The sequence below is a fragment of the Sphingomonas sp. Leaf242 genome (assembly GCF_001422045.1).
Classification (GTDB): domain Bacteria; phylum Pseudomonadota; class Alphaproteobacteria; order Sphingomonadales; family Sphingomonadaceae; genus Sphingomonas.
The window spans coordinates 559,043-580,692 of record NZ_LMLW01000007.1; the positions used below are offsets into that span (position 1 = coordinate 559,043).

Genomic DNA, 21,650 nt, shown 5'->3' on the forward strand with positions numbered 1-21,650 from the left:
GTGGCGACGCGGTCCGCTAGGCCGATGATGGGATATCGACACTTGAAGCATGATGTTCGACTGGCGGCGCGTGGCGGCCGTATGATCGGGACCGTCGTCCTGGCGGCACTCGCCGCGAGCACGATCGCGCAGACTGCGCCGCGCCGGGCGGCGCCCAAGCCGGCTGCGTCGCGGGCTGCTCCATCGAAGGCTGCTGCTGCTCAGCCTGCTCCGTCCCAGCAGGCTCCATCTCAGCCGAATGCGGATCAGGCCAACTCGGGCCAGACGGTCCAGGACCAGAGCGTGCCGGACAATACCGGCCTTGATATCCCGACCAACCTCCAGATTTTCGGCAAGCTCGACCCCAACGTCCGCAAGCCGACCGCGGTCGTCAACGACACGGTGATCACCGGCACCGATGTCGACCAGCGGGTCGCGCTGGTGGCGATGGCGAACGAGGCGAAGCTGTCGCCCGAGGATCGCGATCGGCTCAAGCTGCAGGTGCTCCGCCAGCTGATCGACGAGACGCTCGAGATCCAGGAGGCGAAGACCGCCGACGTCGTCATCACGCCCGCCGAGATGACGCAGAGCTTCGCCGGCGTATCGAAGCGCTTCAACCGCACCCCCGAGGCGATGCGCGCCTATCTGCGCGAATCCGGATCGTCCGAACGGTCGCTCAAGCGGCAGATCGAGGGCGAACTCGCCTGGCAGCGCTATCTGCGCAAGCGCGTCGAGCCGTTCGTCAACGTCGGCGACGAGGAGGTGAAGTCGATCATCGACCGTCTCCAGGCCGCGAAGGGCACCGACGAGTTCAACCTGAAGGAAATCTATCTCGCGGCGACGCCGGCGAACAGCCAGCAGGTCTATGCGAACGCCAAGCAGATCCTGCAGGAGATCCAGAAGGGCGCGCAGCCGTTCGAGTATTTCGCGCGGCAGTTCTCGGAAGCGTCGACGCGTGCGGTCGGCGGCGATCTCGGCTGGATCCGTGCGGCGACTCTGCCGGGTCCGCTGTCCGAAGCCGCGACCTCGATGCAGGTCGGTCAGGTCGCCGGACCGATCGAGGTGCCAGGCGGCTATTCGATCCTGTATCTCACCGACAAGCGCCAGGTGCTGACCGCCGACCCGCGCGATGCCAAGCTCAGCCTGAAGCAGCTGACGTTGCGGTTCCCGCCGAACACGACGCAGGCGCAGGCGAGCACGCGTGCGCAGGCCTTTGCCAAGGCGACGCAGGACCTACGCGGTTGCGGCACCGTCGAGAAGGTCGCGGCCGGTATCGGCGCCGACGTGGTCGACAACGATACGGTCCGGATCCGCGACCTGCCGCCGCAGTTGCAGGAGATCATGCTGAAGCTCCAGGTCGGCCAGTCGACGCCGCCGTTCGGGTCTGCAGAACAGGGTGTGCGTGCGCTGGTATTGTGCGGCCGCGACGAAGCCGCCGGTGGATCGGTGCCGAATTCGGAGCAGATCCAGGGCCAGCTCGAACAGCAGCGCGTCAACCTGCGCGCGCAGCAGAAGCTGCGCGATCTGCGGCGCGATGCGATCGTCGACTATCGTTGAGCGCGACATGACCGCCACGCCGCCAATCGCGATCTCGATGGGCGATCCTGCCGGTATCGGGCCGGAGATCATCGCCAAGGCGTGGGACGCGCGGGTCACGCATCACCTGCCGCCGTTCGTCGCGGTCGGCGATGCGCGCGCGATCGAGCGGGTCTGGGCGGGGCCGATCGCGCGCGTTGCCGATCTGGCCGAGGCGGTCGCGGCGTTTCCCTCCACCCTGCCGGTGTTGTCGATCGGCGATGGCGGCGCGATCGTCCCGGGACAGCCCGATGCGGGCGGTGCGCGCTCTGCGTTGCATGCGCTGGAACTGGCGGTCGGACTGGTTCGGAACGGCGCAGCGCGCGCGCTGGTGACCGGGCCGGTGTCGAAGGCGCAGCTCTATGCGATCGGCTTCACGCATCCGGGACAGACCGAATTCGTCGCCGAGCGCTCCGGTGTCGCCGCCGATAACGCGGTGATGATGCTGGCCGGGCCGTCGCTGAAGGTGGTGCCGATCACCACGCATATCCCGCTGAACGCGGTCTCGGGGGCGCTGTCGATCGAGTTGATCGTTGCGAAGTCGCGCGTGACCGCCCGCGGTCTGCTCAGGAATTTCGGGATCGAGAACCCGCGGCTCGCCTTTGCCGGGCTCAATCCGCATGCCGGCGAACAGGGCGCACTTGGCCGCGAGGAGATCGAGATCATCGCCCCGGCGATCGCGATCCTGCGCGACGAAGGTATCGATGCGACCGGGCCGTTCGCGGCGGACACGATGTTCCATCCAAGGGCGCGGGCGACCTATGACGTCGTCATGTGCTGCTATCACGATCAGGCGCTGGTGCCGTTGAAGACGATCCATTTCGACGAGGGCGTGAACATGACGCTGGGCCTGCCGATCGTGCGGACCTCGCCCGATCACGGCACCGCGTTCGCGATCGCCGGCAAGAATATAGCCGAGCCGGGTGCGATGATCGCGGCAATCGCGATGGCGGGTGAAGCGGCGGACCGGCGCGCTCAGACCGCTGCCCAGTCGTGAGCGAGGCTGCATTGACGGAGCTTCCCCCGCTGCGCGAGGTGATCGCGCGATATGGGCTGAACGCGAGCAAGGCGCTTGGGCAGAACTTTCTGTTCGACGGGCAGTTGCTCAAGCGGATCGCAGCGGTGCCGGGCGATCTTCAGGATGACGAGGTGCTCGAAGTGGGGCCCGGCCCGGGCGGCCTGACGCGCGCATTGCTCGCGGCGGGTGCGCGGGTGACTGCGATCGAGCGCGACCGGCGGTGCATTCCTGCGCTGACGGAGCTTGGCGAGGCGTATCCGGGGCGGCTGCGGGTCATCGAGGGCGACGCGATGGAGGTCGACGCGCCGGCGCTGTTCGAGGGCAAGCCGCATATCGTGTCGAACCTGCCGTACAACATCGGCACGGCGTTGCTGGTCGGGTGGCTGTCGACGTCCTGGCTGCCGTGGTGGCAATCGTGCACGCTAATGTTCCAGAAGGAAGTCGCCGAGCGGATCGTCGCGAAGACCAACGACGATCATTACGGACGGCTTGCGGTGCTGGCGCAGTGGCGCTCGACCGCGCGGATCGCGATGCCGGTGCACCGATCGGCGTTCACGCCGCCGCCGAAGGTGATGTCGGCGGTGGTGCATCTCACGCCGGTCAAAGCGCCCGAGGGCGTGAACTTCGCGGTGCTGGAGCGACTGACGGGCGCGGCGTTCGGGCAGCGGCGCAAGATGTTGCGACAAAGTTTGAAGGGCGTGCCGGGGGCGCTTGATGGACTGGAGCGGATCGGAGTGGAGGCTACGCGGCGGGCGGAGACGCTGTCCGTTGCGGATTTCGTGGCGTTGGCGAAAGCCGTCGGCTCACCGGTACGCACCTAAGCGGACTGCATTCGACGTAGGACCATGGTGCACCACCCCGGCGTAGGCCGGGGCCCAATTGGAGAGGTGGCAGTAACCTCGCGCCGTCCGCACTTAGCACCGTTCCCCAATTGGACCCCGGCCTTCGCCGGGGTGGTGAAATGGCGATGTATCCGCTGGTATCTCAGTCCTTGGCGGCTACCGGTGTCTTCTCGATCTGCGCGGTCGCAATCGGCGGCCCCTTGGCGATCACTGCCGCGAGTTGCGTCGCTTCGGGGCAGACACCCTTGCAAAGCGTGCGGATCTTCACGAGATTGTCCTTCGCGCGGACAACGGCGCCCTTGGCGACCAGAGCCTCGCCCTGCCCCTTCAACGCCGCGACGTCGTTCGGCTCCAGCAACAAGGCCTCGCGGTACAGGCGGATCGCCTTGCCTGGCAGGTCACGCGTTTCCGCGACGCGTGCCAGCAGGAGGAACGCGGCTCGGTTGCGCGGATCGACCGCGACCGACGTTTCGAGCACATCCGTCGCGCCGTCGAGGTTGCCCGCCGTCATCAACGAACGGCCCTGCGCCAACAATTGCATCGAGCGCGCGTCGATCTGGGCGTCGGGACGCTGCCCGCTGAGCGAAGTCGACACGCATACGACGGTCAGCGCAGCGGCAAGGGCAACGGACGAAAAACGCATCATCGTCTCCAGGCGGGATACAGGTTTGGCCGTGAGTTGAGCCATAGGTCGGCTGGCTAGCACGCAGCCCGGAGGCGCGCGACAAAAAAGCCGTCGGTGCCGTCGCGGCCGGGTTCGAGGCGGACGCCGTGGCCGTGCTTCGCGCCGGCGGGGAGCGACAGGGGCTCGGTCGTCCAGCCGGGGTGCGCGTTCAGGAACCAGCTGACCTGGTCGGTGCCCTCGGCGTCGAGCAGCGAGCAGACGATATAGACGAGCGCACCGCCGGGCTTGACCAGCGTGGCGGCGACGGAGAGCACCTGCTGCTGCGTCGATTGCAGCCGTGAGACGCGGTCGGGGGTGAGCCGCCAGCGGGCCTCGGGATTGCGCCGCCAGGTGCCGGTGCCCGAACACGGCGCGTCGACCAGCACGCCGTCGGCGCGACCGGCCCATTCGCTGAGCACTTCGATCTCACGCGTCGGGTTGAGCAGGCGGCTTTCGACGATCGTCGCGCCGGCGCGGGTTGCGCGCGGGGCGAGGCGCGAGAGGCGGTTGCGGTCGGTGTCGCAGGCGAGGATCACGCCTTCGTTCTTCATCGTTGCGGCCAACGCGAGCGTCTTGCCGCCGGCGCCGGCGCAGAGATCGACGATCCGTTCGCCGGGCTTTGCCTGCATCGCGAGGCCGACAAGCTGACTGCCTTCGTCCTGCACTTCGAGCGCGCCTTCGTTGAAGAGCGGGAGCGCTTCGACGTTGGTGCCGGTGGGGAGGCGGATGCCGTCGGGGGCATGCGGAGTGGCTTCGGTGTCGGGAAGTGCTGCTAGGACGGTCGCGCGGTCGGCGATCAGCGTGTTGACGCGGAGATCGAGCGTGGCGCGGCCGGCTAGGTCTGTAAGGGCGGCGCCGTCGAGGCCTGAAGCGCGGAGGGCCTTGCTCAGCCACTGCGGCGCGACGCCGGCGCGAGCGCGCGGTTCATCCTTGGTTATCGGCGCGGGCGCGTGGGTGGAGCCGTCGAAGGTTGCCGCGACTTCCGGATCGGCGTCGGCGACGAGGAGCATCGCGGTGCGACCGTTTTCGGGGCGGTCTCCGGCCTTGCGGATCGCGGCGTAGACGAGTTCGCGGACGGCGCGGCGGTCCTTCGAGCCGGCGTAGCGGCGGGTGGCGAAATAGCGGGCGATCAGCGTGTCTGCGGCGGCGCCGGACTCGCGGGCGGCGGCGATGATCTGGTCAAGGAGCTCGATCGCGGCTTGGGTGCGTGCGGGAGGAGTCACTTGTTGGCTCCCGACTTCGCGTGGGTTCGGGGGGAGGCTTGGTAGGGAGTGTTCGTCATCATCCCCTCCCCTAGCCCCTCCCGAGGGCGGGAGGGGAATAATTTCAGGGCTCTGGTTCGGATCGTAGTGGCCGCTATCCTTCCCCCCGTCATCCCGGCGAACGCCGGGACCCATGGACACGGTGGATCCGGCGATAGCGTTCAACCATCACCCGATCCGCAACCATGGGTCCCGGCGTTCGCCGGGATGACGGAGGGGGCGGCGGGACGACGGATGGCGGCGGCGGTCTGTGAGTTAGCCTGCGGTCTGTCGAGGATCGCCACGGCACATATCGTCCGTCATCCCCGCGCGGGCGGGCATCCATATTCTCGAACGGTTGCGATCTTAGCGCAACGTTAGCCAGTATGGATTCCCGCCTGCGCGGGAATGACGGGGAGCGTGGGAGCGAGCCGCGACCCGCTCCCATCCCTCAAAGAGAGGGGGTGGGGGTGGGTTGGCTCGTTTTAGCCACTGGCAGACGAGCTTGGGGAAACCGACCCACCCCCGGCCCCTCCCCTTCAGGGAGCGGAGAAGTTCCCGCCCTTACCGCGTTGGATAGTTCGGCGCTTCCCGCGTAATCGTCACGTCGTGGACATGGCTCTCCATCAAGCCTGCACCCGTGATCTGCACGAACTCCGCACGAGCCTGGAGATCCGGAATCGTCGCCGAGCCGGTATAGCCCATTGCCGCCTTGATGCCGCCGACCAGCTGATGAACGACATCCCTCGCCGGGCCCTTGTACGCGACCTGACCCTCGATACCTTCGGGGACGAGCTTCAACTGGTCCTTGATGTCGCCCTGAAAATAGCGGTCCGCCGACCCGCGCCCCATCGCGCCGACCGAGCCCATGCCCCGGTACGATTTGTACGCACGGCCCTGGTACAGGAACGTCTCGCCGGGTGCCTCGTCGGTGCCGGCGAGCAGCGAGCCGATCATCACGGTCGAGGCGCCGGCGGCGAGCGCCTTGGCCATGTCGCCCGAGGTGCGGATGCCGCCGTCGGCGATCACCGGCACGCCGGCCTTGTGGCCCGCCTCGGCGCAATCCATGACCGCGGTCAGCTGGGGCACGCCGACGCCCGCCACCACCCGCGTGGTGCAGATCGAGCCTGGGCCGATGCCGACCTTGATCCCGTCTGCGCCCGCGCCGATCAGCGCGCGCGTCGCTTCGCCGGTCGCGACGTTGCCCGCCACCACTTGCACCGAGTTGGAGAGCTTCTTCACGCGCTCGACCGCGCGCCCGACGTCGCGGTTATGGCCGTGCGCGGTGTCGATCACGATCAGGTCGCAGCCCGCGTCGACCAGCTGTTCGGTCCGGTCGAAGCCCTTGTCGCCGACCGTCGTCGCCGCCGCCACACGCAGCCGCCCCGCCTCGTCCTTGGTAGCATCCGGGAACATCACCGCCTTCTCGATGTCCTTGACGGTGATCAGGCCGACGCAGCGATACTGCGCGTCGACCACCAGCAGCTTCTCGATGCGGCGGGCGTGGAGCAGGCGGCGCGCCTCTTCCTTGCCGACTTCGGTCGAGACGGTGGCGAGGTTCTCGTGTGTCATCAGCTCGCTGACGGGCTGTTTCGGATCGCCCGCGAAACGCACGTCGCGATTGGTGAGGATACCGACGAGCTTGCCGTCCGCCTCGACAACCGGGATGCCGCTGATGCGGTGGCCCGACATGAGGGCCTGCGCTTCGGCGAGGGTGGCGGTCGGCTTGATCGTGATCGGGTTGACCACCATGCCCGACTCGAACCGCTTGACCTGACGGACTGCGATGACCTGCTCCTCGACGGTCAGGTTGCGGTGGAGCACGCCGATCCCGCCGAGCTGTGCCATGACGATGGCCATGTCGGCTTCGGTGACGGTGTCCATCGCGGACGAGAGGATCGGGATGTTGAGCGCGATGCCGCGCGTCAGCTGCGTCCGGGTATCGGCCTGGCTTGGCAGCACGTCCGATTCCCCCGGATACAGGAGGACGTCGTCGAAAGTGAGGCCGAGGCGGATATCCATGAGAGCTGCCGTTCCTTGGTGTGAGGTGGCGCGCCATGTAACCAAAGGCGCGGCGTACGGCTAGGCCCCACCTTCGCGGACGTGCTATAGCGGTGCGATACACGGATGGGGGATTGTTCGATGGGCCTGATCGTTGCCGCGCTCCTGCTGGCGCTGGTGCTGCTGTACCTCTTCACCAGCATCAAGATCGTCCATCAAGGCTATCAATACACGATCGAGCATTTCGGGCGCTTCACCACGGTCGCGCGGCCGGGCTTCAATTTCTATCCGGCGTTTTTCTACCGTGTCGGGCGGAAGGTGAACATGATGGAGCAGGTGATCGACATCCCCGGCCAGGAGATCATCACCAAGGACAATGCGATGATCTCGACCGACGGGGTCGTGTTCTTCCAGGTGCTGGACTCGGCCAAGGCGGCGTACGAGGTGTCGGACCTGTACCAGGCGCTGTTGCAGCTCACGACGACCAATTTGCGGACGGTGATGGGGTCGATGGACCTCGACGAGACGCTGTCGAAGCGTGATGAGATCAACGCGCGGCTGTTGAACGTGGTGGATCACGCGACGACGCCGTGGGGCGTGAAGATCACGCGCGTTGAGATCAAGGACATTCGCCCGCCGGCGGATATCGTCAACGCGATGGGGCGGCAGATGAAGGCCGAGCGCGAGAAGCGGGCCAACATTCTGGATGCGGAGGGTTCGCGGGCTTCGGAAATCCTGCGCGCCGAGGGGCAGAAGCAGGCGCGAATCCTCGAGTCCGAGGGGCGCAAGGAGTCGGCGTTCCGTGATGCCGAGGCGCGTGAGCGGGCGGCGGTTGCGGAGGCTTCGGCGACGCGTGCGGTGTCGCAGGCGATCGAGGAGGGTGGCGCGCAGGCGATCAACTACTTCATCGCGCAGAAATACGTCGAGGCGATTGGCAAGTTCGCCACCTCGCCAAATGCGAAGACGATCCTGTTTCCGGTCGAGGCTACGCAGCTGATGGGGACGCTTGGGGGGATTGGCGAGCTGGCTAAGGATGCGCTGCGCGATGCCGTTGCGTCGCCGGCGGCCAAGCCTGCGGCTCGTGGGCCGTTCGAGCTGTCCAAGTCGACTGAGGTTCCGAAAAGCTGATGGACGTGATCGGGGCGGCTGGTGCTTGGTTGATCGCGGCGCTCGTGCTGGGGATTGCCGAACTGGCGGTGCCGGGGGTGTTCCTGGTGTTCCTCGCGATTGCAGCAGCGGTGACGGGCGTGGCGGTGTTCGTGTTGCCGGATTTGCCGGTGGCGGCGCAACTGGCTGCCTTTGGCGTTTGGAGCGCGGTGACGGTGCTGATCGGGAAGCGCTGGTACCGGGATTACCCGGTCGAGGGTGGGGATCCGATGTTGAACGATCGCTCTGCGCGGCTGGTGGGTCAGGTTGTCGTTGTCGAGACTGCGCTGTTTGGCGGGCGTGGCCGGGTTCTGGTGGGCGACGGGAGCTGGCCGGCGCGGGGTGCGGATGCCGCGGTTGGAACGCGCCTTCGGGTAACGGCGGTTGTCGATGGCGAAGTCGTAGTGGAGGCGCTCTAAACCCTCTCCCTTCAGGGGAGAGGGAAGCCGCGTAGCGGCGCGGGTGAGGGCACGCCAAGCAGGACCGTGCCCTCACCTTCCCACCCGACTTCGTCGTGTGGGCCCCTTCCTCTCCCCGAGGGGAGAGGAGTTTTACGCCGCCTCTTTCACTCTGGGCGCCGCTTGCCGGACACCCTCATCGACATGCTCGGCGAACTGGGCGAAGTTCTCGACGAACAGGTCGACCAGCTTCGCCGCCGTGGCGTCGTACGCATCCTTGTCCGCCCAGGTCGTGCGGGGATCGAGGATCGCGGTGTCGACACCCGGTACGCTCACCGGCACCTGGAATCCGAAGTTCGGATCCGTCCGGAACTCGGCATCGTTCAGGCTTCCGTCGAGCGCCGCATTCAGCAGAGCTCGCGTCGCCTTGATCGGCATGCGGTTGCCGACGCCGTATTTGCCGCCGGTCCAGCCGGTGTTGACCAGCCAGCAATCGACACCGCCCTTGGCGATCCGCTCCTTCAACAAATTGCCGTACACCGAAGGATGCCGCGGCATGAACGGTGCGCCGAAGCACGTCGAGAAGGTCGCGTCGGGCTCGGTCACGCCGATCTCGGTCCCGGCGACACGTGCGGTATAGCCCGAGAGGAAATGGTACATCGCCTGGTCGGGCGTGAGCTTCGCGATCGGTGGCAGGACGCCGTAAGCGTCGGCGGTCAACATCACGATGTTGCGCGGCACCGGCCCCATGTTCTCGGCGGACGCATTCGGGATGAAGTCGATCGGATACGCACCGCGGCTGTTCTCGGCGAGCGTGTGATCGTCGAGGTCGAGCAGCCGCGTCGCCGGGTCCATCACGACGTTCTCCAGCACCGTCCCGAACCGCTTCGTCGTCGCGAAGATTTCCGGCTCGGCGTCGGCCGACAAGCGGATCATCTTGGCGTAGCACCCACCCTCGAAGTTGAAGACCGCAGTGTCCGACCAGCCATGCTCGTCGTCGCCGATCAGCGTGCGGCTGGCATCGGCCGACAGCGTCGTCTTGCCGGTGCCTGACAGGCCGAAGAACACCGCGGTATCGCCGTTCGCGCCCATGTTCGCCGAGCAGTGCATCGGCATCACCCCGGTCGGCGGCAGCAGGTAGTTGAGCAGCCCGAACACCGACTTCTTCATCTCGCCCGCGTATTTCGTGCCACCGATCAGGATCAGCTTGTCGGTGAAGTTGACCGCGATCACCGTCTCGCTGCGGCAGCCATGACGCGCGGGATCGGCGCGGAAGCTCGGCAGGTCGACGATCGTGTAGTCGGCGACGAAGTCCTTCAGCGCAGCCTGCTCGGGCCGCACCAACATCGTCCGGATGAAGAGGTTATGCCACGCGAGTTCGGTGACGACGCGGACGTTGACGCGGTGGTCGGCCTGCGATCCGCCGTACAGGTCCTGCACGAACAGCTCGTCCTTGGCGGCGAGCGCGGCGAAGAAATCCTCCTTCAGCGCGGCGAAATGCGCGGGCTCCATCGCCTTGTTGCTCTTGCCCCACCAGACCGTGGCGTCGGTCTCGGCATCGCGGACGATGAACTTGTCCTGCGCCGAGCGCCCGGTATGCGCGCCGGTCTCGACGACCAGCGGACCGTCCGCGGACAACGTCCCCTCGCCGCGCGCCAGCGCCGCTTCGACAAGTTGGGCTGTGACCAGGTTCCAGTGCAGGGTGGCGCGGGTGTCTATCTCCTGCGCGGCTAGGCCGCCGGCCGGAATACGTTCGTTGGACAAGGCATCTCTCCAGATGGTTTCGCATACGTATGTATGTCGTTGCGGCGGGATGTAGGTCGCGCCTACCCACCGGTCAAATGGGCTGCCCTGACGCGGTCCCGATACGGCCCCAGTTGAGTGCGGTCGCGGATTGGCCTACGACGATACGCCAACGACCGAGGCAAGCGACCCTAGAATGACGGCAACGATCGCGCTGGTCGACGACGACCGCAACATCCTGACCTCCGTGTCGATCGCGTTGCAGACCGAGGGCTTCGTTACGCGGGTCTATTCGGACGGCGAGACGGCGCTCAAGGCGCTGACCGACAACCCGCCCGATCTCGCGGTATTCGACATCAAGATGCCGCGGATGGACGGGCTCGAACTGCTCCGCCGGTTCCGCGAGAAGAGCCAGGTCCCGGTGATCTTCCTCACCAGCAAGGACGACGAGCTCGACGAAGCCCTCGGCCTTGCGATGGGCGCCGACGACTACATCGCCAAGCCGTTCTCGCAGCGGCTGTTGATCGCCCGTATCCGCGCGATCCTGCGCCGGACCGAGCTGACTCAGTCGCCGGGTACCGAGACCGAGGCGGAAGCCGCCGGACCGCTCGCGCGCGGTCGGCTGAGCATGGATCCGGCGCGGCATCGCACGCTGTGGGGCGGTGAGCCGGTGACGCTGACGGTCACCGAGTTCATGATCCTCGAAACCCTTGCGCAGCGTCCGGGCATCGTCAAGACGCGCAACCAGTTGATGGACGCGGCGTATCAGGACGACATCTATGTCGACGATCGCACCATCGACAGCCACATCAAGCGACTGCGCCGAAAATTCCGGCAGGTCGATCCCGCCTTCGATGCGATCGAGACATTATATGGTGCCGGGTATCGATTTTCTGAGGAATGAGCTCGGCGTCGACGGGCGCGATCTCACGCTGCGCTGGTCGGGACAGATCTCGCTCACGCGACGAATCCTGGCGGTCAACATCTTCGCGTTGCTGCTGCTGGCGGGCGGGTTCTTCTACCTCGATTCCTACCGCAGCCGGATCGTCGACAGCCGCGTCGCGCAGACCGCGCGCGAGGCGCGGCTGATCGGCGAGGCGATCTCGTCGGTCGATCCGACGCAGCGCAATCCGCTGGTGCTGAGGCTGGCCGCGGACACTGGATCGCGGATCCGCCTGTTCGACGCTGGTGGCACCACGATCGTCGACAGCCGAGCGCTCGGGCTGCGGAATTTCGTGCTGCAGGACCCCGACAAGGAAGATCGCGACCAGGTCATCGCGCGGTTCCTCGACGCGGCGATCGACGTCGTCGTGATGGCACCGCGACCGCCACTCTACCGCGAACGGAACGACGGACAGCGCTGGCCCGACGTCGCCGCCGCCGAGGCACGCCGCAAGGTTGCGACCACCGTCTGGCGCGCGCCCGACCGCACGCCGGTCATCACCGCGGCCGCGCCGCTTCGCACGGGCGGGGTCGTGATGACCACGGTCAATGCGCGCGACATCACGAAGACGGTGCGGATCGAGCGGTTCCGGCTCAGCATGGTGCTGTTGGTGGTATCGATCGTCTCGATCCTGCTCTCGCTGTTCCTCGCGCGGACGATCGTTCGTCCACTCCGCCGCCTTGCGCGCGCGGCGGTACGCGTCAGGCTCGGCCGTGCACGCGAAGTCGTCGTCCCCCGCCTCCCGTCGCGCCGCGACGAACTCGGCATGCTCGCGCGCGCGCTGTCCGACATGAGCCTGGCGCTAAGGGCGCGGATCGACGCGACCGAGGCGTTCGCCGCCGACGTCACGCACGAGATGAAGAACCCGCTCGCCTCGCTCCGGTCCGCGGTCGAGGGATTGTCGCGCGTGAAGGACCCCGCGCTCCAGGCACAGTTGCTCGCAATCGTCCGCGACGACGTCCACCGACTCGACCGATTGCTCTCCGACATCTCCGAAGCGTCGCGGCTCGATGCGCAGCTCAGTCGCGCCAAGTTCGAGCCGGTCGATATCGCGGCGATGATCGACGGGCTCGTCGCGCAGCGCGACGCGCGCGGCATCGAGCGCGGCATGCGTCTGGTGTTCGACCGCAATCCAGACGCCCCCACCACGGTGCTGGGCGAAGGCGCACGGCTCGAACGCGTGTTCGAGAACCTGATCGACAACGCGCTCTCGTTCTCGCCCGATGAGGGTCTGGTCGCGATCTCGGCAATCCCCGAGCGCGACGACCTTGTCATCCGCGTCGAGGACGAAGGGCCCGGCGTTCCCGAGGAGGCGCGCGACGCCGTATTCAAACGCTTCCACTCGGTCCGGCCCGACAGCGAGACGTTCGGCCAGCATTCCGGGCTGGGCCTGGCGATCGCACGGACGATCGTCGACGCGCATCAGGGATCGATCGGCGTCGAAGCGCGCGAAGACCGGCTTTGTGGTGCGCGGTTCGTCGTACGGCTACCGCTGGCCGATCCGTCGTTGTAAGGACCGCACGTGGCGATCCCCTCCTCCGACCGGCTCCACGCCACCTCGGTCGCGATCGACGGCGTGGCGGTGCTGATCGAGGGCGCGTCGGGATCGGGCAAGTCCGACCTTGCGTTGCGCCTGATCGACCGCGGCGCGACGCTCGTCAGCGACGATCAGACGCTGGTGGTACGCGCCGGCAAACTGCTGCTCGCGCGGGCGCCGGCCACGATCGCCGGTCGGATCGAAGTCCGCGGCATCGGGATCGTCGCCATGCCGCATGTCGACGACGTTCCGGTGGGCCTGCTCGTCCGAGTCGATGGCGCGGTCGAGCGGATGCCCGAACGCCGCGCCCGGAAGATCGCCGGGATCGACGTCCGCCAGTTCGCGGTCGACCCGTTCCACGCCTCCGCCCCGATCAAGGTCGAACTCGCCCTACGCAACCCGGAGCCTCTGACATGACCGTTTCGCTATGAGCCGCGCGAGCAAGGATATACTGCTGGTCACCGGCATGTCGGGCGCGGGCAAGACCACCGTCCTCAAGACGCTGGAGGACATCGGCTGGGAGGTCGTCGACAACCTCCCGCTGCTGCTGCTCGACCGGTTGCTCGATGCGCCGTTGCCCAAGGGGTCTACCGACGACTCGCAGCCGCTGGCGATCGGCATCGGCGCGCGGACGCGCGATTTCGATCCCGAGCGGATCATCGGCCGGATCCGCGATCTGCGAGAGCGCCACGGGATGGAGGTCGGGATGCTGTTTCTCGACTGCGCCGGATCAGAACTCGAGCGGCGGTATTCGGAGACTCGTCGGCGTCATCCGCTGGGACTAGACCGGCTTGCGCGGGAGGGGATCGGCCAGGAGCGTGAACTGCTTGCGCCGTTGCGCGACTGGGCGAACCGGTTGATCGACACCACGGACATGTCCGCGAACGAACTCGCGCAGCAGATCCGGTCGAGCTTTGCCGGCGATCATCTCGGCGAACCGACGCTGGCGGTCCAGTCGTTCGGGTTCGCCCGCGGGCTGCCGAGCAACGCCGATCTCGTGTTCGACATGCGTTTTCTGCGCAATCCGCACTGGGACCCGATTTTGCGGCCCGGCACCGGGCTCGACGCCGACGTCTCTGCCTATATCGTCGCCGACCCCGCCTATGAGGACGCGGTCAGCCGGATCGAGGACCTGCTGATCCTGCTGCTCCCCCGCTACCGTGCGGAGGGGAAGTCGTACGTCACGGTCGCGATCGGGTGTACCGGAGGGAGACACCGCTCGGTCCACGTCGCCGAACGCGTGGCGCGGCGGTTGCGCGAGGAAGGTTTTTCGCCCACTGTGCGTCACCGCGACCTGGGGGCCGCACCGCAGGATGCGCTTGAGGGATCGTCGGTCGTCACATGAGTATGAATAGCCCGCTATGATCGGCCTTGTTCTCGTTACGCACGGTCGTCTGGCCGAAGAATTCGTTCGCGCGATGATCCATGTCGTCGGTCCGCAGGAGCGTGTCGCGACGATCGCGATCGGCCCCGACGACGACATGGAAAGCCGCCGCGCCGATATCGCCGCGGCGATCCATGAGGTCGATACCGGGCGTGGCGTGATAGTGCTGACCGACCTGTTTGGGGGCACGCCTTCCAATCTCGCCATATCGCTGATGGAGCGCGGCCGGATCGAAGTAATTGCTGGCATGAACCTGCCGATGCTGATCCGGCTCGGCTCGGCGCGCAAATCGATGACCGTCGTCGCGGCGGTTGCCGCGGCGCGCGAGGCCGGACGCAAATACATCTCTGTGGCATCCGAGGTTCTCGGCGAGGCTGCCGCGTGAGCGAGGTCTCGCGTACCGTCCAGATCACCAACCGCCGCGGGCTCCACGCCCGGGCGAGCGCGAAGTTCGTCACGCTTGCCTCGTCGCACTCGGTCGAGGTGCGCGTGACCAAGGACGGCTCCGATCATGTCACCGGTACCTCGATCATGGGGTTGATGATGCTCGGCGCAGCGATGGGCGACGCTATCACGATCAGCGCGACCGGCGATGGCGCGGAACATACCGTCGCCGCGCTTGCCGAACTGGTCGAGGCGAAGTTCGGCGAGGATTGACGTCTTTCTCCCCTCCTGCTTGCGGGAGGGGTCGGGGGAGGGCATGAGCGACGGCGTGTTTACAAACCCCTCCCCCAACCCCTCCCGCAAGCGGAAGGGGAGCTAGATGCCCCGCGAGATAACCGCCTTTTCGAACCCGCTGATCAAGTACGTCCGCGACCTGCGCGACAAGCGGCATCGGCGTGCGGCCAGGCAATTCCTCGCCGAGGGCCTGCGCATCCTGACCGAGGCGCGCGAGACCGGCCGTCTGCCGCGCACTTTGTTCTACGCCGCGGCCAGCGCGAACCACCCGTTGGTGCACGCGCTATCGATGGACGTCGAGGATGCGGGCGGCGATTCGATCCAGACCACGCCCGACATTCTCTCGAAGCTGTCGGGCAAGGACAACCCGCAGGCGGTAGTCGGCGTGTTCGACGAGTTCGACGCGACGCTCGACGACCTCGACCGCACCACGTCCGGCATCTGGCTGGTCGCAGAACGGCTGCGCGATCCGGGCAATCTCGGCACGATCCTGCGCACCGGCGATGCGGTCGGCGCAGGCGGGCTGATCCTGATCGGCGAGTCGGTCGACCCGTTTTCGGTCGAGGCGGTCCGCGCGAGCATGGGTGCGCTGTTCACGATCCCGGTGGTCAAGACCGAATGGGAACCGTTCCATGCCTGGCTGCGCACCGGTCCGGGTCAACTTGTGGGCCTCAGCCTCGATACCGACACCGAGTATCGGTCCGCGACCTATAACGGCCCAACCTTCCTGCTCACCGGCAACGAAGCGCAGGGCATGCCGCCCGAGATGGCCGAAGCCTGCGACGTGCTCGTCAAAATTCCGATGCTCGGCAAGGCGGACAGCCTCAACGCGGCGGTCGCGACCGCGGTGATGGCGTATGAAGTGCTCGCCCGGCAGGAAAAATCCGCAGCTTCCGCCTGAACCGACGAAATAGGCCCGATTGGCGATGCTTAGCGAGTCCGGTTCAGCTATGGGTGGGGTGCGTCGTGCGAAAGCATCGACGAGATACGGGTAGACAGGATGAGTATGGCGCGCGGTTTGGATGATGGACGAGTGAAAAGCAGCATGGTCCGGTTGGCGCTGACGGCGGCACCGCTGCTGCTGGCGACGCCCGTGTTCGCGCAGGTGACGCCGCCGCCGATCGTTCCCACGGTGCCGGCGGTCATCCCGACGCTCGCGCCCCCGGTGATCACCGTGCCAACGCTGAGCGACAAGCAGGCGGCGCAACTCGACAAGCTGCTCAACGGCGACATCGTCGCGCAGGGGCTGAAGTCCGCCGCCACCGCGACGACGATCGCCCCGAGCAAGGACGAACTGGTGCGCGCCGCGCTCGATCATGCGCGCGCGGTTCATGCCGGCCGGCTGAGCGAAGCCGATTTCCAGAAGGATTGGGGCCTGCGTCCGCCCGCCTATGATCCGACCCCGGCGTTCGCCGACGCGGTGCGGCAGGACCGGATCGCGGCGTGGTTCGCCTCGCTGCCGCCGCCCTATGCCGGCTACGACGGCCTGCGGAAGGGACTCCAGAATTATCGCTCGATCGCTTCGGCGGGAGGCTGGCAGACGCTGGCCTCCGGTCCCGACTTCACGATCGGTGCGACCGGGCCGCGCGTGGTCGCGCTGCGCAAGCGGCTCGCGGTGGAAGACAAGGACGTCGATGCCAACGGCGATAAGTTCGACGCGTCGCTGCTTGAAGCGGTGCGTCGCGCACAGCGTCGCTACGGCCTGAACCCGAGCGGGATCGTCTCGACCCAGACGCTCGCCGCGCTGAACGTGTCGGCGGGCGACCGCGTGCATCAGATCATGGCGAACATGGAGCGCTGGCGCTGGCTTCCGCAGAACCTGCCGCGCGATCGGATCCAGGTGAACATCGCCGCGGCCGTGCTGACCGTGTTCGACGGCGACGTGCCCGTGCAGTCGATGCGCGCGGTGACCGGTCGCCCGGGCGACGAGACACCGATGCTGTCGTCGACGATCCACAGCATCGTCATCAATCCGCCCTGGAATGTGCCGACCTCGATCGCGACCAAGGAATTGTGGCCCAAGGAACGCGCCAATCCCGGCTATTTCAAGCGCAACGGCTTCAAGGTGATCGGCGGGACGCGGTTGCAGCAGCAGGCCGGCGACCAGAGCGCGCTCGGCCGGTTCAAGTTCGACTTCCCGAACGACTATTCGGTCTATCTCCACGATACGCCGAGCCGCGCCAAGTTCGCGAGCTTCAGTCGGCTTTCGAGCCATGGCTGCGTGCGCCTTGAAAAGCCTGCCGAACTTGCCGACCTGTTGCTGAAGGGCGACCCGACCTGGACGCCCGAGATGGTCGATGCCACGGTCGCTAAGGGCGATACCGTCCGCGCGCCGCTGATCAAGCCGGTCTCGGTCTATCTGCTCTACTGGACGGCGTTCGCCAGCGGCAACGGCCAGATGAACTTCCGCGCCGATCCCTATGATTGGGACGGCATCCTCGCTTCCAAGATCGAGGCGCGCACCGCACGCCAGACGATCGCCGCTCGCTGAGAGACACGCCATGACGATATCCCACACCCGTACCGCCATCGCCGGTGGCCTGCTCGCCGCGATGGCGCTGGCCGGTTGCTCGCGCTCGGAGCCAGAGCAGCCGCCGACGGATACCAACATGGTCGAGGATACCGGCGTGACCGAGACCGAGGCGGCCCCCGCCCCGGTCGAGGCCGCGCCGGTCGAGGCCGCCCCGCCGGCGCCGGCGGTGGTCGAACCGCCACGCGAGAAGCCGATCACGCCCGACGAGCAGATGCAGGACGATGCCGATGCCACCGGGATGACCGCCCGCGTCAACCGCGACGATGCGCCCGCGACCAACGAAGCCGAACCGCAGCAGTAGTTCGTTCTCCTGCGGACGCAGGAGCCCAAGATAACCGGCGTTGACGCTTGTGATCCTGGGCTTCTGCGTGAGCAAAAAAGGTCAGGCCGCCATCGCCGCCATCACCCGATCCCGTAGCGCGACGGGACAGATCAGTAGGTCGGGCATGTAGACATCCCGACAATTATACACCAACGGCGACCCGTCGATCCGGCTGCAATGCAGGCCGAACGCCGCCGCCACTGCCACCGGCGCGGCGGAGTCCCACTCATACTGACCGCCCGAGTGGAGGTAGATGTCGGCCTCGCCGCGGACTACCGCCATCGCCTTTGCGCCTGCCGAGCCCATTGGGATCAGCGTTGCGCCTAGGACCTCGGCGACCTTTACCGCCTCGGGTGCAGGGCGAGTCCGGCTGACAACCATCCGCAGCGGATCGCCCGGTGGCGGCACCGGCGCAGGCTGGTCGGAGCGCAGCACCAGGCCCAATCCCGGCAATGCGACCGCGCCAACTGTCGCGACCCCGTCGATCGCGAGAGCGACATGGACCGCCCAGTCATCGCGCGCCTCGCCATATTCGCGCGTGCCGTCGACCGGATCGACGATCCACACGCGCGACATCGTCGTCCGCGTCCCGTCGCATCGGCGTTCCTCTGACAACAGACCGTCGTCCGGCCGCGCGTCCTGCAGCGCATGGACAAGGAACGCGTTGGCCGTCTCGTCGCCAGCCTTGCCGAGTGCGCCCGGCGAGAACACGCCCGACCGCCGTACTTCCAGCAGCAACCGGCCCGCCGTTTCCGCCAGATGCGCGGCGAGTTCGCCGTCGGTCATCGCCCCGCTCATGGGATCAGCATCGCGACGATCGCATCGGCCGCCTGGTCAGGAGTCATGCCGGTCGTGTCGATCCGAATCTCCGGGTTGGCCGGCGCTTCATAGGGCGAGTCGATCCCGGTGAAGTTGGCGAGCTTGCCAGCCCGCGCCTTCGCATACAGCCCCTTCACGTCGCGCCGCTCGGCCTCCGCGAGCGGCGTGTCGATATGCACCTCGATGAACTCGCCCGGCGCGATCATCTGCCGCGCCATCTCGCGCTCGGCGCGGAACGGCGAGATGAACGCGGTGATCACGATCAGCCCGGCATCGGTCATCAGCTTGGCCACCTCGCCGACGCGGCGGATATTCTCGACCCGATCCGCATCGGTGAAGCCCAGATCGCGGTTCAGTCCGTGGCGGACATTGTCGCCGTCGAGCAGGAAGGTGTGGCGGTTCATTCGCGCAAGCTTCATCTCGACGAGGTTGGCGATCGTCGACTTGCCCGCACCCGAAAGCCCGGTGAACCATAGCACCGCCGCCTTCTGGTTCTTCAGGCTAGCGTGCGCCTCGCGGCCGATATCGGTCGCCTGCCAGTGCACGTTCTGCGCGCGGCGGAGCGAGAAGTGCAGCATCCCCGCCGCGACGGTCGCGTTGGTGATCTTGTCGACCAGGATGAACCCGCCGAGCTGGCGATTGTCGGCATAGGGCTCGAACACCAGCGGCCGGTCGGTCGACAGGTTCGCGACACCGATCGCATTGAGCTCCAACGTCTTGGCAGCAAGCCGTTCCATAGTGTTGACATTTATCGCGTATTTTGGCTGCTGGATGGTCGCCGTCACGGTCTGTGTCGCGAGCTTGAGCCAATAAGAGCGCCCCGGCAGCATCGCCTCGTCCGCCATCCACACGACCGTCGCCTCGAATTGATCGGATGCCTCGGGCGGCGAGTCCGCGGCAACGATCACGTCGCCGCGTGAACAGTCGATCTCGTCCGCCAGCGTCAGCGTCACCGACTGACCGGCGACCGCACTCGGCAGATCGCCGCCGAACGCGACGACGCGCGCGATCGTCGAGGTGCGCCCGCCCGGCAGAATGCGCACCGCGTCACCCGGCGCGATCGATCCGCTCGCGACCAGCCCGGAAAACCCGCGAAAATCAAGGTTCGGCCGGTTGACCCACTGGACCGGCATCCGGAACGCGCCCGCCTGATCTTCGCTGACGTCGAGCGTCACCGTGTCGAGATGGTCGATCAGCGTCGGCCCGTCATACCAGCGCGTGTTCGCGCTCGCGCCTGTAATGTTGTCGCCCTTGAACCCCGAGATCGGCATCGCCGTGAAGCCGGCGATCCCGATCGACTCCGCAAACGTCGCGTAATCCGCAACGATCCGGTCGTAGGTCGCCTGCTCGTACCCGACCAGATCCATCTTGTTCACCGCGAGCACGAGGTGCCGAATGCCGATCAGGTGCGCGAGATAACTGTGGCGCTTGGTCTGCGTGAGGATGCCCTTGCGCGCATCTACCAGGATCACCGCGAGATCAGCGGTCGACGCGCCGGTGATCATGTTGCGCGTATACTGCTCATGCCCCGGCGTATCCGCGACGATGAACTTGCGCTTCTCGGTCGAGAAATAGCGATAGGCGACGTCGATCGTGATGCCCTGCTCGCGCTCGGCAGCGAGCCCGTCGACCAGCAACGCGAAGTCGATCTCCTGGCCTTGCGTGCCGACCTTCCTGGAGTCACTCTCCAACGCAGCGAGCTGATCCTCGAAGATCATCTTAGAATCGTACAGCAACCGCCCGATAAGCGTCGACTTTCCGTCGTCGACCGACCCGCAGGTGATGAAGCGAAGGAGGCTCTTGTGCTGGTGCTGGAGCAGGTAGGCGTCGATGTCCTCGGCGATGATGTCCTGCACCTGATAGGCGGACTCCTGCGTGCGCGTAGCCATCAGAAATAGCCCTCCTGCTTCTTCTTCTCCATGCTAGCCGAACCAGCGTCGCGGTCGATCGCGCGGCCCTGGCGTTCGCTGGTGGTGGTCAGCAGCATCTCTTGGATCACTGCGGACAGGTTGTCGGCCTCGCTCTCGACCGCGCCCGTCAGCGGGTAGCAGCCGAGCGTACGGAAGCGGATCGAGCGTTCGACCGGCACCTCGCCCGGCTCCAGCCGGAAGCGATCATCGTCGACCATCAGCAGCATGCCGTCGCGCTCGACGGTCGGGCGCGGCGCTGCAAAATAGAGCGGGACGATCGGAATGTCCTCGAGCTGAATATATTGCCAAACGTCGAGTTCGGTCCAGTTCGAGATCGGGAAAACGCGGATGCTCTCGCCCTTCGCCTTGCGCGCATTGTAGAGGTTCCAGAGCTCAGGGCGCTGCTGCTTCGGATCCCAGCGATGATGCGCGGCGCGGAACGAAAAGACGCGCTCCTTCGCGCGACTCTTCTCTTCGTCGCGCCGTGCGCCGCCGAACGCCGCATCGAAACCGTGAAGGTCGAGCGCCTGCTTGAGCCCCTCGGTCTTCCACATATCGGTGTGGAGCGCGCCGTGGTCGAACGGATTGATCCCGCGCGCCTCAGCCTCGGGGTTCTTGTAGACGAGCAGTTCCATGCAGCTCTCTGCCGCCATCCGGTCGCGCAGATCATACATCGCCTTGAACTTCCACGTCGTATCGACATGCAGCAGCGGGAATGGCGGTGGCGACGGGTAAAAGGCTTTGCGCGCGAGATGCAGCATCACCGCGGAATCCTTGCCGACGCTGTAGAGCATCACCGGGCGCTCGCACTCGGCGACCACCTCGCGCAGTATATGGATGCTTTCCGCCTCGAGCCGCTGGAGATGCGTGAGCGGCACGGGGTCGGTATCTGAAGTTTTCGTCATCTCCCCAGACGT

21 protein-coding genes are annotated in these 21,650 nt (G+C 66.6%); 14 read left to right on the forward strand and 7 right to left on the reverse strand.

From position 1 onward, the window contains the following. The first annotated feature begins 42 nt into the window (after positions 1-42). Genes ASF09_RS06910 through rsmA form a run of 3 tightly spaced genes read left to right on the forward strand, consistent with a single transcriptional unit; the run spans position 43 to position 3,393 of the window. Positions 43-1,536, forward strand: coding sequence for a peptidylprolyl isomerase (locus tag ASF09_RS06910; protein WP_235529691.1), 1,494 nt, complete (start codon positions 43-45; stop codon positions 1,534-1,536). Next, on the forward strand, positions 1,514-2,551 hold the full coding sequence (pdxA, locus tag ASF09_RS06915) for a 4-hydroxythreonine-4-phosphate dehydrogenase PdxA (RefSeq protein ID WP_235529696.1): 1,038 nt from the start codon (positions 1,514-1,516) through the stop codon (positions 2,549-2,551). The genes ASF09_RS06910 and pdxA overlap by 23 nt, the downstream gene beginning before the upstream one ends. Before the next feature lie 11 nt (positions 2,552-2,562). Next, on the forward strand, positions 2,563-3,393 hold the full coding sequence (gene rsmA / locus ASF09_RS06920; RefSeq protein ID WP_060525727.1) for a 16S rRNA (adenine(1518)-N(6)/adenine(1519)-N(6))-dimethyltransferase RsmA: 831 nt from the start codon (positions 2,563-2,565) through the stop codon (positions 3,391-3,393). A 163-nt stretch (positions 3,394-3,556) separates the two neighbouring features. Here the strand turns inward: rsmA and ASF09_RS06925 are convergent, their stop codons facing one another. The 3 genes from ASF09_RS06925 to guaB form a co-directional block, all read right to left on the reverse strand. After that, positions 3,557-4,057, reverse strand: a complete 501-nt coding sequence (locus tag ASF09_RS06925) for a tetratricopeptide repeat protein (RefSeq protein ID WP_200912547.1) — start codon at positions 4,055-4,057, stop codon at positions 3,557-3,559. A gap of 56 nt (positions 4,058-4,113) precedes the next feature. Further along, positions 4,114-5,301 carry an RsmB/NOP family class I SAM-dependent RNA methyltransferase gene (locus ASF09_RS06930; RefSeq protein ID WP_060525499.1) on the reverse strand — a complete coding sequence of 396 codons (1,188 nt, stop codon included), beginning with the start codon at positions 5,299-5,301 and terminating at the stop codon, positions 4,114-4,116. 582 nt (positions 5,302-5,883) lie between these two features. Beyond that, positions 5,884-7,341 carry an IMP dehydrogenase gene (gene guaB, locus ASF09_RS06935; protein ID WP_060525500.1) on the reverse strand — a complete coding sequence of 486 codons (1,458 nt, stop codon included), beginning with the start codon at positions 7,339-7,341 and terminating at the stop codon, positions 5,884-5,886. A 120-nt stretch (positions 7,342-7,461) separates the two neighbouring features. On the opposite strand from guaB, the gene ASF09_RS06940 reads away from it, so the two are divergent. After that, the gene (locus ASF09_RS06940) at positions 7,462-8,448 is read left to right on the forward strand and encodes an SPFH domain-containing protein (protein ID WP_060525501.1); all 987 of its coding nucleotides are present in this window, start codon (positions 7,462-7,464) and stop codon (positions 8,446-8,448) included. After that, positions 8,448-8,885 (forward strand): NfeD family protein, encoded by a 438-nt coding sequence (locus ASF09_RS06945; RefSeq protein ID WP_060525502.1) that lies wholly within the window; start codon positions 8,448-8,450, stop codon positions 8,883-8,885. Before ASF09_RS06940 ends, ASF09_RS06945 begins: the two co-directional genes overlap by 1 nt. Before the next feature lie 132 nt (positions 8,886-9,017). Here ASF09_RS06945 and ASF09_RS06950 read toward each other — a convergent pair whose 3' ends face one another. Next, on the reverse strand, positions 9,018-10,628 hold the full coding sequence (locus tag ASF09_RS06950; protein WP_060525503.1) for a phosphoenolpyruvate carboxykinase: 1,611 nt from the start codon (positions 10,626-10,628) through the stop codon (positions 9,018-9,020). Positions 10,629-10,803: 175 nt separating this feature from the next. Here ASF09_RS06950 and ASF09_RS06955 point away from each other — a divergent pair, with 175 nt between their 5' ends. From ASF09_RS06955 to ASF09_RS06995, 9 genes are all read left to right on the forward strand, one after another. Next, on the forward strand, positions 10,804-11,511 hold the full coding sequence (locus tag ASF09_RS06955; RefSeq protein ID WP_060525504.1) for a response regulator transcription factor: 708 nt from the start codon (positions 10,804-10,806) through the stop codon (positions 11,509-11,511). Next, the gene (locus tag ASF09_RS06960) at positions 11,480-13,063 is read left to right on the forward strand and encodes a sensor histidine kinase (RefSeq protein WP_060525505.1); all 1,584 of its coding nucleotides are present in this window, start codon (positions 11,480-11,482) and stop codon (positions 13,061-13,063) included. Before ASF09_RS06955 ends, ASF09_RS06960 begins: the two co-directional genes overlap by 32 nt. A gap of 9 nt (positions 13,064-13,072) precedes the next feature. Beyond that, a complete protein-coding gene (locus ASF09_RS06965) occupies positions 13,073-13,504 on the forward strand; it encodes an HPr kinase/phosphorylase (RefSeq protein WP_060525506.1) in 432 nt (143 codons plus the stop codon). 10 nt (positions 13,505-13,514) lie between these two features. After that, positions 13,515-14,432, forward strand: coding sequence for an RNase adapter RapZ (rapZ, locus tag ASF09_RS06970; protein WP_060525507.1), 918 nt, complete (start codon positions 13,515-13,517; stop codon positions 14,430-14,432). Positions 14,433-14,448: 16 nt separating this feature from the next. Beyond that, positions 14,449-14,856 carry a PTS sugar transporter subunit IIA gene (locus ASF09_RS06975; protein ID WP_056048813.1) on the forward strand — a complete coding sequence of 136 codons (408 nt, stop codon included), beginning with the start codon at positions 14,449-14,451 and terminating at the stop codon, positions 14,854-14,856. Further along, entirely contained in the window at positions 14,853-15,128 is a 276-nt protein-coding gene (locus ASF09_RS06980; protein ID WP_060525508.1) for an HPr family phosphocarrier protein, read from the forward strand. Before ASF09_RS06975 ends, ASF09_RS06980 begins: the two co-directional genes overlap by 4 nt. 106 nt (positions 15,129-15,234) lie before the next feature. Then, a complete protein-coding gene (locus ASF09_RS06985; RefSeq protein WP_060525509.1) occupies positions 15,235-16,050 on the forward strand; it encodes a TrmH family RNA methyltransferase in 816 nt (271 codons plus the stop codon). A 144-nt stretch (positions 16,051-16,194) separates the two neighbouring features. Continuing rightward, on the forward strand, positions 16,195-17,640 hold the full coding sequence (locus tag ASF09_RS06990) for a L,D-transpeptidase family protein (protein ID WP_060525510.1): 1,446 nt from the start codon (positions 16,195-16,197) through the stop codon (positions 17,638-17,640). Positions 17,641-17,650: 10 nt separating this feature from the next. Beyond that, positions 17,651-17,983 (forward strand): hypothetical protein, encoded by a 333-nt coding sequence (locus tag ASF09_RS06995; protein WP_060525511.1) that lies wholly within the window; start codon positions 17,651-17,653, stop codon positions 17,981-17,983. An 81-nt stretch (positions 17,984-18,064) separates the two neighbouring features. On the opposite strand, the gene ASF09_RS07000 is transcribed toward ASF09_RS06995, so the two are convergent. From ASF09_RS07000 to cysD, 3 genes are read right to left on the reverse strand one after another with little or no spacing between them, the layout of a single operon-like run. Further along, positions 18,065-18,802 carry a 3'(2'),5'-bisphosphate nucleotidase CysQ gene (locus ASF09_RS07000; protein WP_060525512.1) on the reverse strand — a complete coding sequence of 246 codons (738 nt, stop codon included), beginning with the start codon at positions 18,800-18,802 and terminating at the stop codon, positions 18,065-18,067. Further along, positions 18,799-20,712 carry a sulfate adenylyltransferase subunit CysN gene (gene cysN, locus ASF09_RS07005; protein ID WP_060525513.1) on the reverse strand — a complete coding sequence of 638 codons (1,914 nt, stop codon included), beginning with the start codon at positions 20,710-20,712 and terminating at the stop codon, positions 18,799-18,801. The genes ASF09_RS07000 and cysN overlap by 4 nt, the downstream gene beginning before the upstream one ends. Continuing rightward, positions 20,712-21,638 carry a sulfate adenylyltransferase subunit CysD gene (cysD, locus tag ASF09_RS07010; protein WP_060525514.1) on the reverse strand — a complete coding sequence of 309 codons (927 nt, stop codon included), beginning with the start codon at positions 21,636-21,638 and terminating at the stop codon, positions 20,712-20,714. The genes cysN and cysD overlap by 1 nt, the downstream gene beginning before the upstream one ends. Positions 21,639-21,650: the final 12 nt, after the last annotated feature.

What these genes read in the sequence shown, in the direction of transcription:
- ASF09_RS06960 (WP_060525505.1), top strand. Translation starts at nt 11,480, where the DNA reads ATGGTGCCGGGTATCGATTTTCTGAGGAATGAGCTCGGCGTCGACGGG.
- ASF09_RS06925 (WP_200912547.1), bottom strand. Translation starts at nt 4,057, where the DNA reads ATGCGTTTTTCGTCCGTTGCCCTTGCCGCTGCGCTGACCGTCGTATGC.
- ASF09_RS06995 (WP_060525511.1), top strand. Translation starts at nt 17,651, where the DNA reads ATGACGATATCCCACACCCGTACCGCCATCGCCGGTGGCCTGCTCGCC.
- ASF09_RS06940 (WP_060525501.1), top strand. Translation starts at nt 7,462, where the DNA reads ATGGGCCTGATCGTTGCCGCGCTCCTGCTGGCGCTGGTGCTGCTGTAC.
- ASF09_RS06985 (WP_060525509.1), top strand. Translation starts at nt 15,235, where the DNA reads ATGCCCCGCGAGATAACCGCCTTTTCGAACCCGCTGATCAAGTACGTC.
- ASF09_RS06990 (WP_060525510.1), top strand. Translation starts at nt 16,195, where the DNA reads ATGGTCCGGTTGGCGCTGACGGCGGCACCGCTGCTGCTGGCGACGCCC.
- pdxA (WP_235529696.1), top strand. Translation starts at nt 1,514, where the DNA reads ATGCGATCGTCGACTATCGTTGAGCGCGACATGACCGCCACGCCGCCA.
- ASF09_RS07000 (WP_060525512.1), bottom strand. Translation starts at nt 18,802, where the DNA reads ATGAGCGGGGCGATGACCGACGGCGAACTCGCCGCGCATCTGGCGGAA.
- cysN (WP_060525513.1), bottom strand. Translation starts at nt 20,712, where the DNA reads ATGGCTACGCGCACGCAGGAGTCCGCCTATCAGGTGCAGGACATCATC.
- cysD (WP_060525514.1), bottom strand. Translation starts at nt 21,638, where the DNA reads ATGACGAAAACTTCAGATACCGACCCCGTGCCGCTCACGCATCTCCAG.
- ASF09_RS06955 (WP_060525504.1), top strand. Translation starts at nt 10,804, where the DNA reads ATGACGGCAACGATCGCGCTGGTCGACGACGACCGCAACATCCTGACC.
- ASF09_RS06975 (WP_056048813.1), top strand. Translation starts at nt 14,449, where the DNA reads ATGATCGGCCTTGTTCTCGTTACGCACGGTCGTCTGGCCGAAGAATTC.
- rapZ (WP_060525507.1), top strand. Translation starts at nt 13,515, where the DNA reads ATGAGCCGCGCGAGCAAGGATATACTGCTGGTCACCGGCATGTCGGGC.
- guaB (WP_060525500.1), bottom strand. Translation starts at nt 7,341, where the DNA reads ATGGATATCCGCCTCGGCCTCACTTTCGACGACGTCCTCCTGTATCCG.
- ASF09_RS06945 (WP_060525502.1), top strand. Translation starts at nt 8,448, where the DNA reads ATGGACGTGATCGGGGCGGCTGGTGCTTGGTTGATCGCGGCGCTCGTG.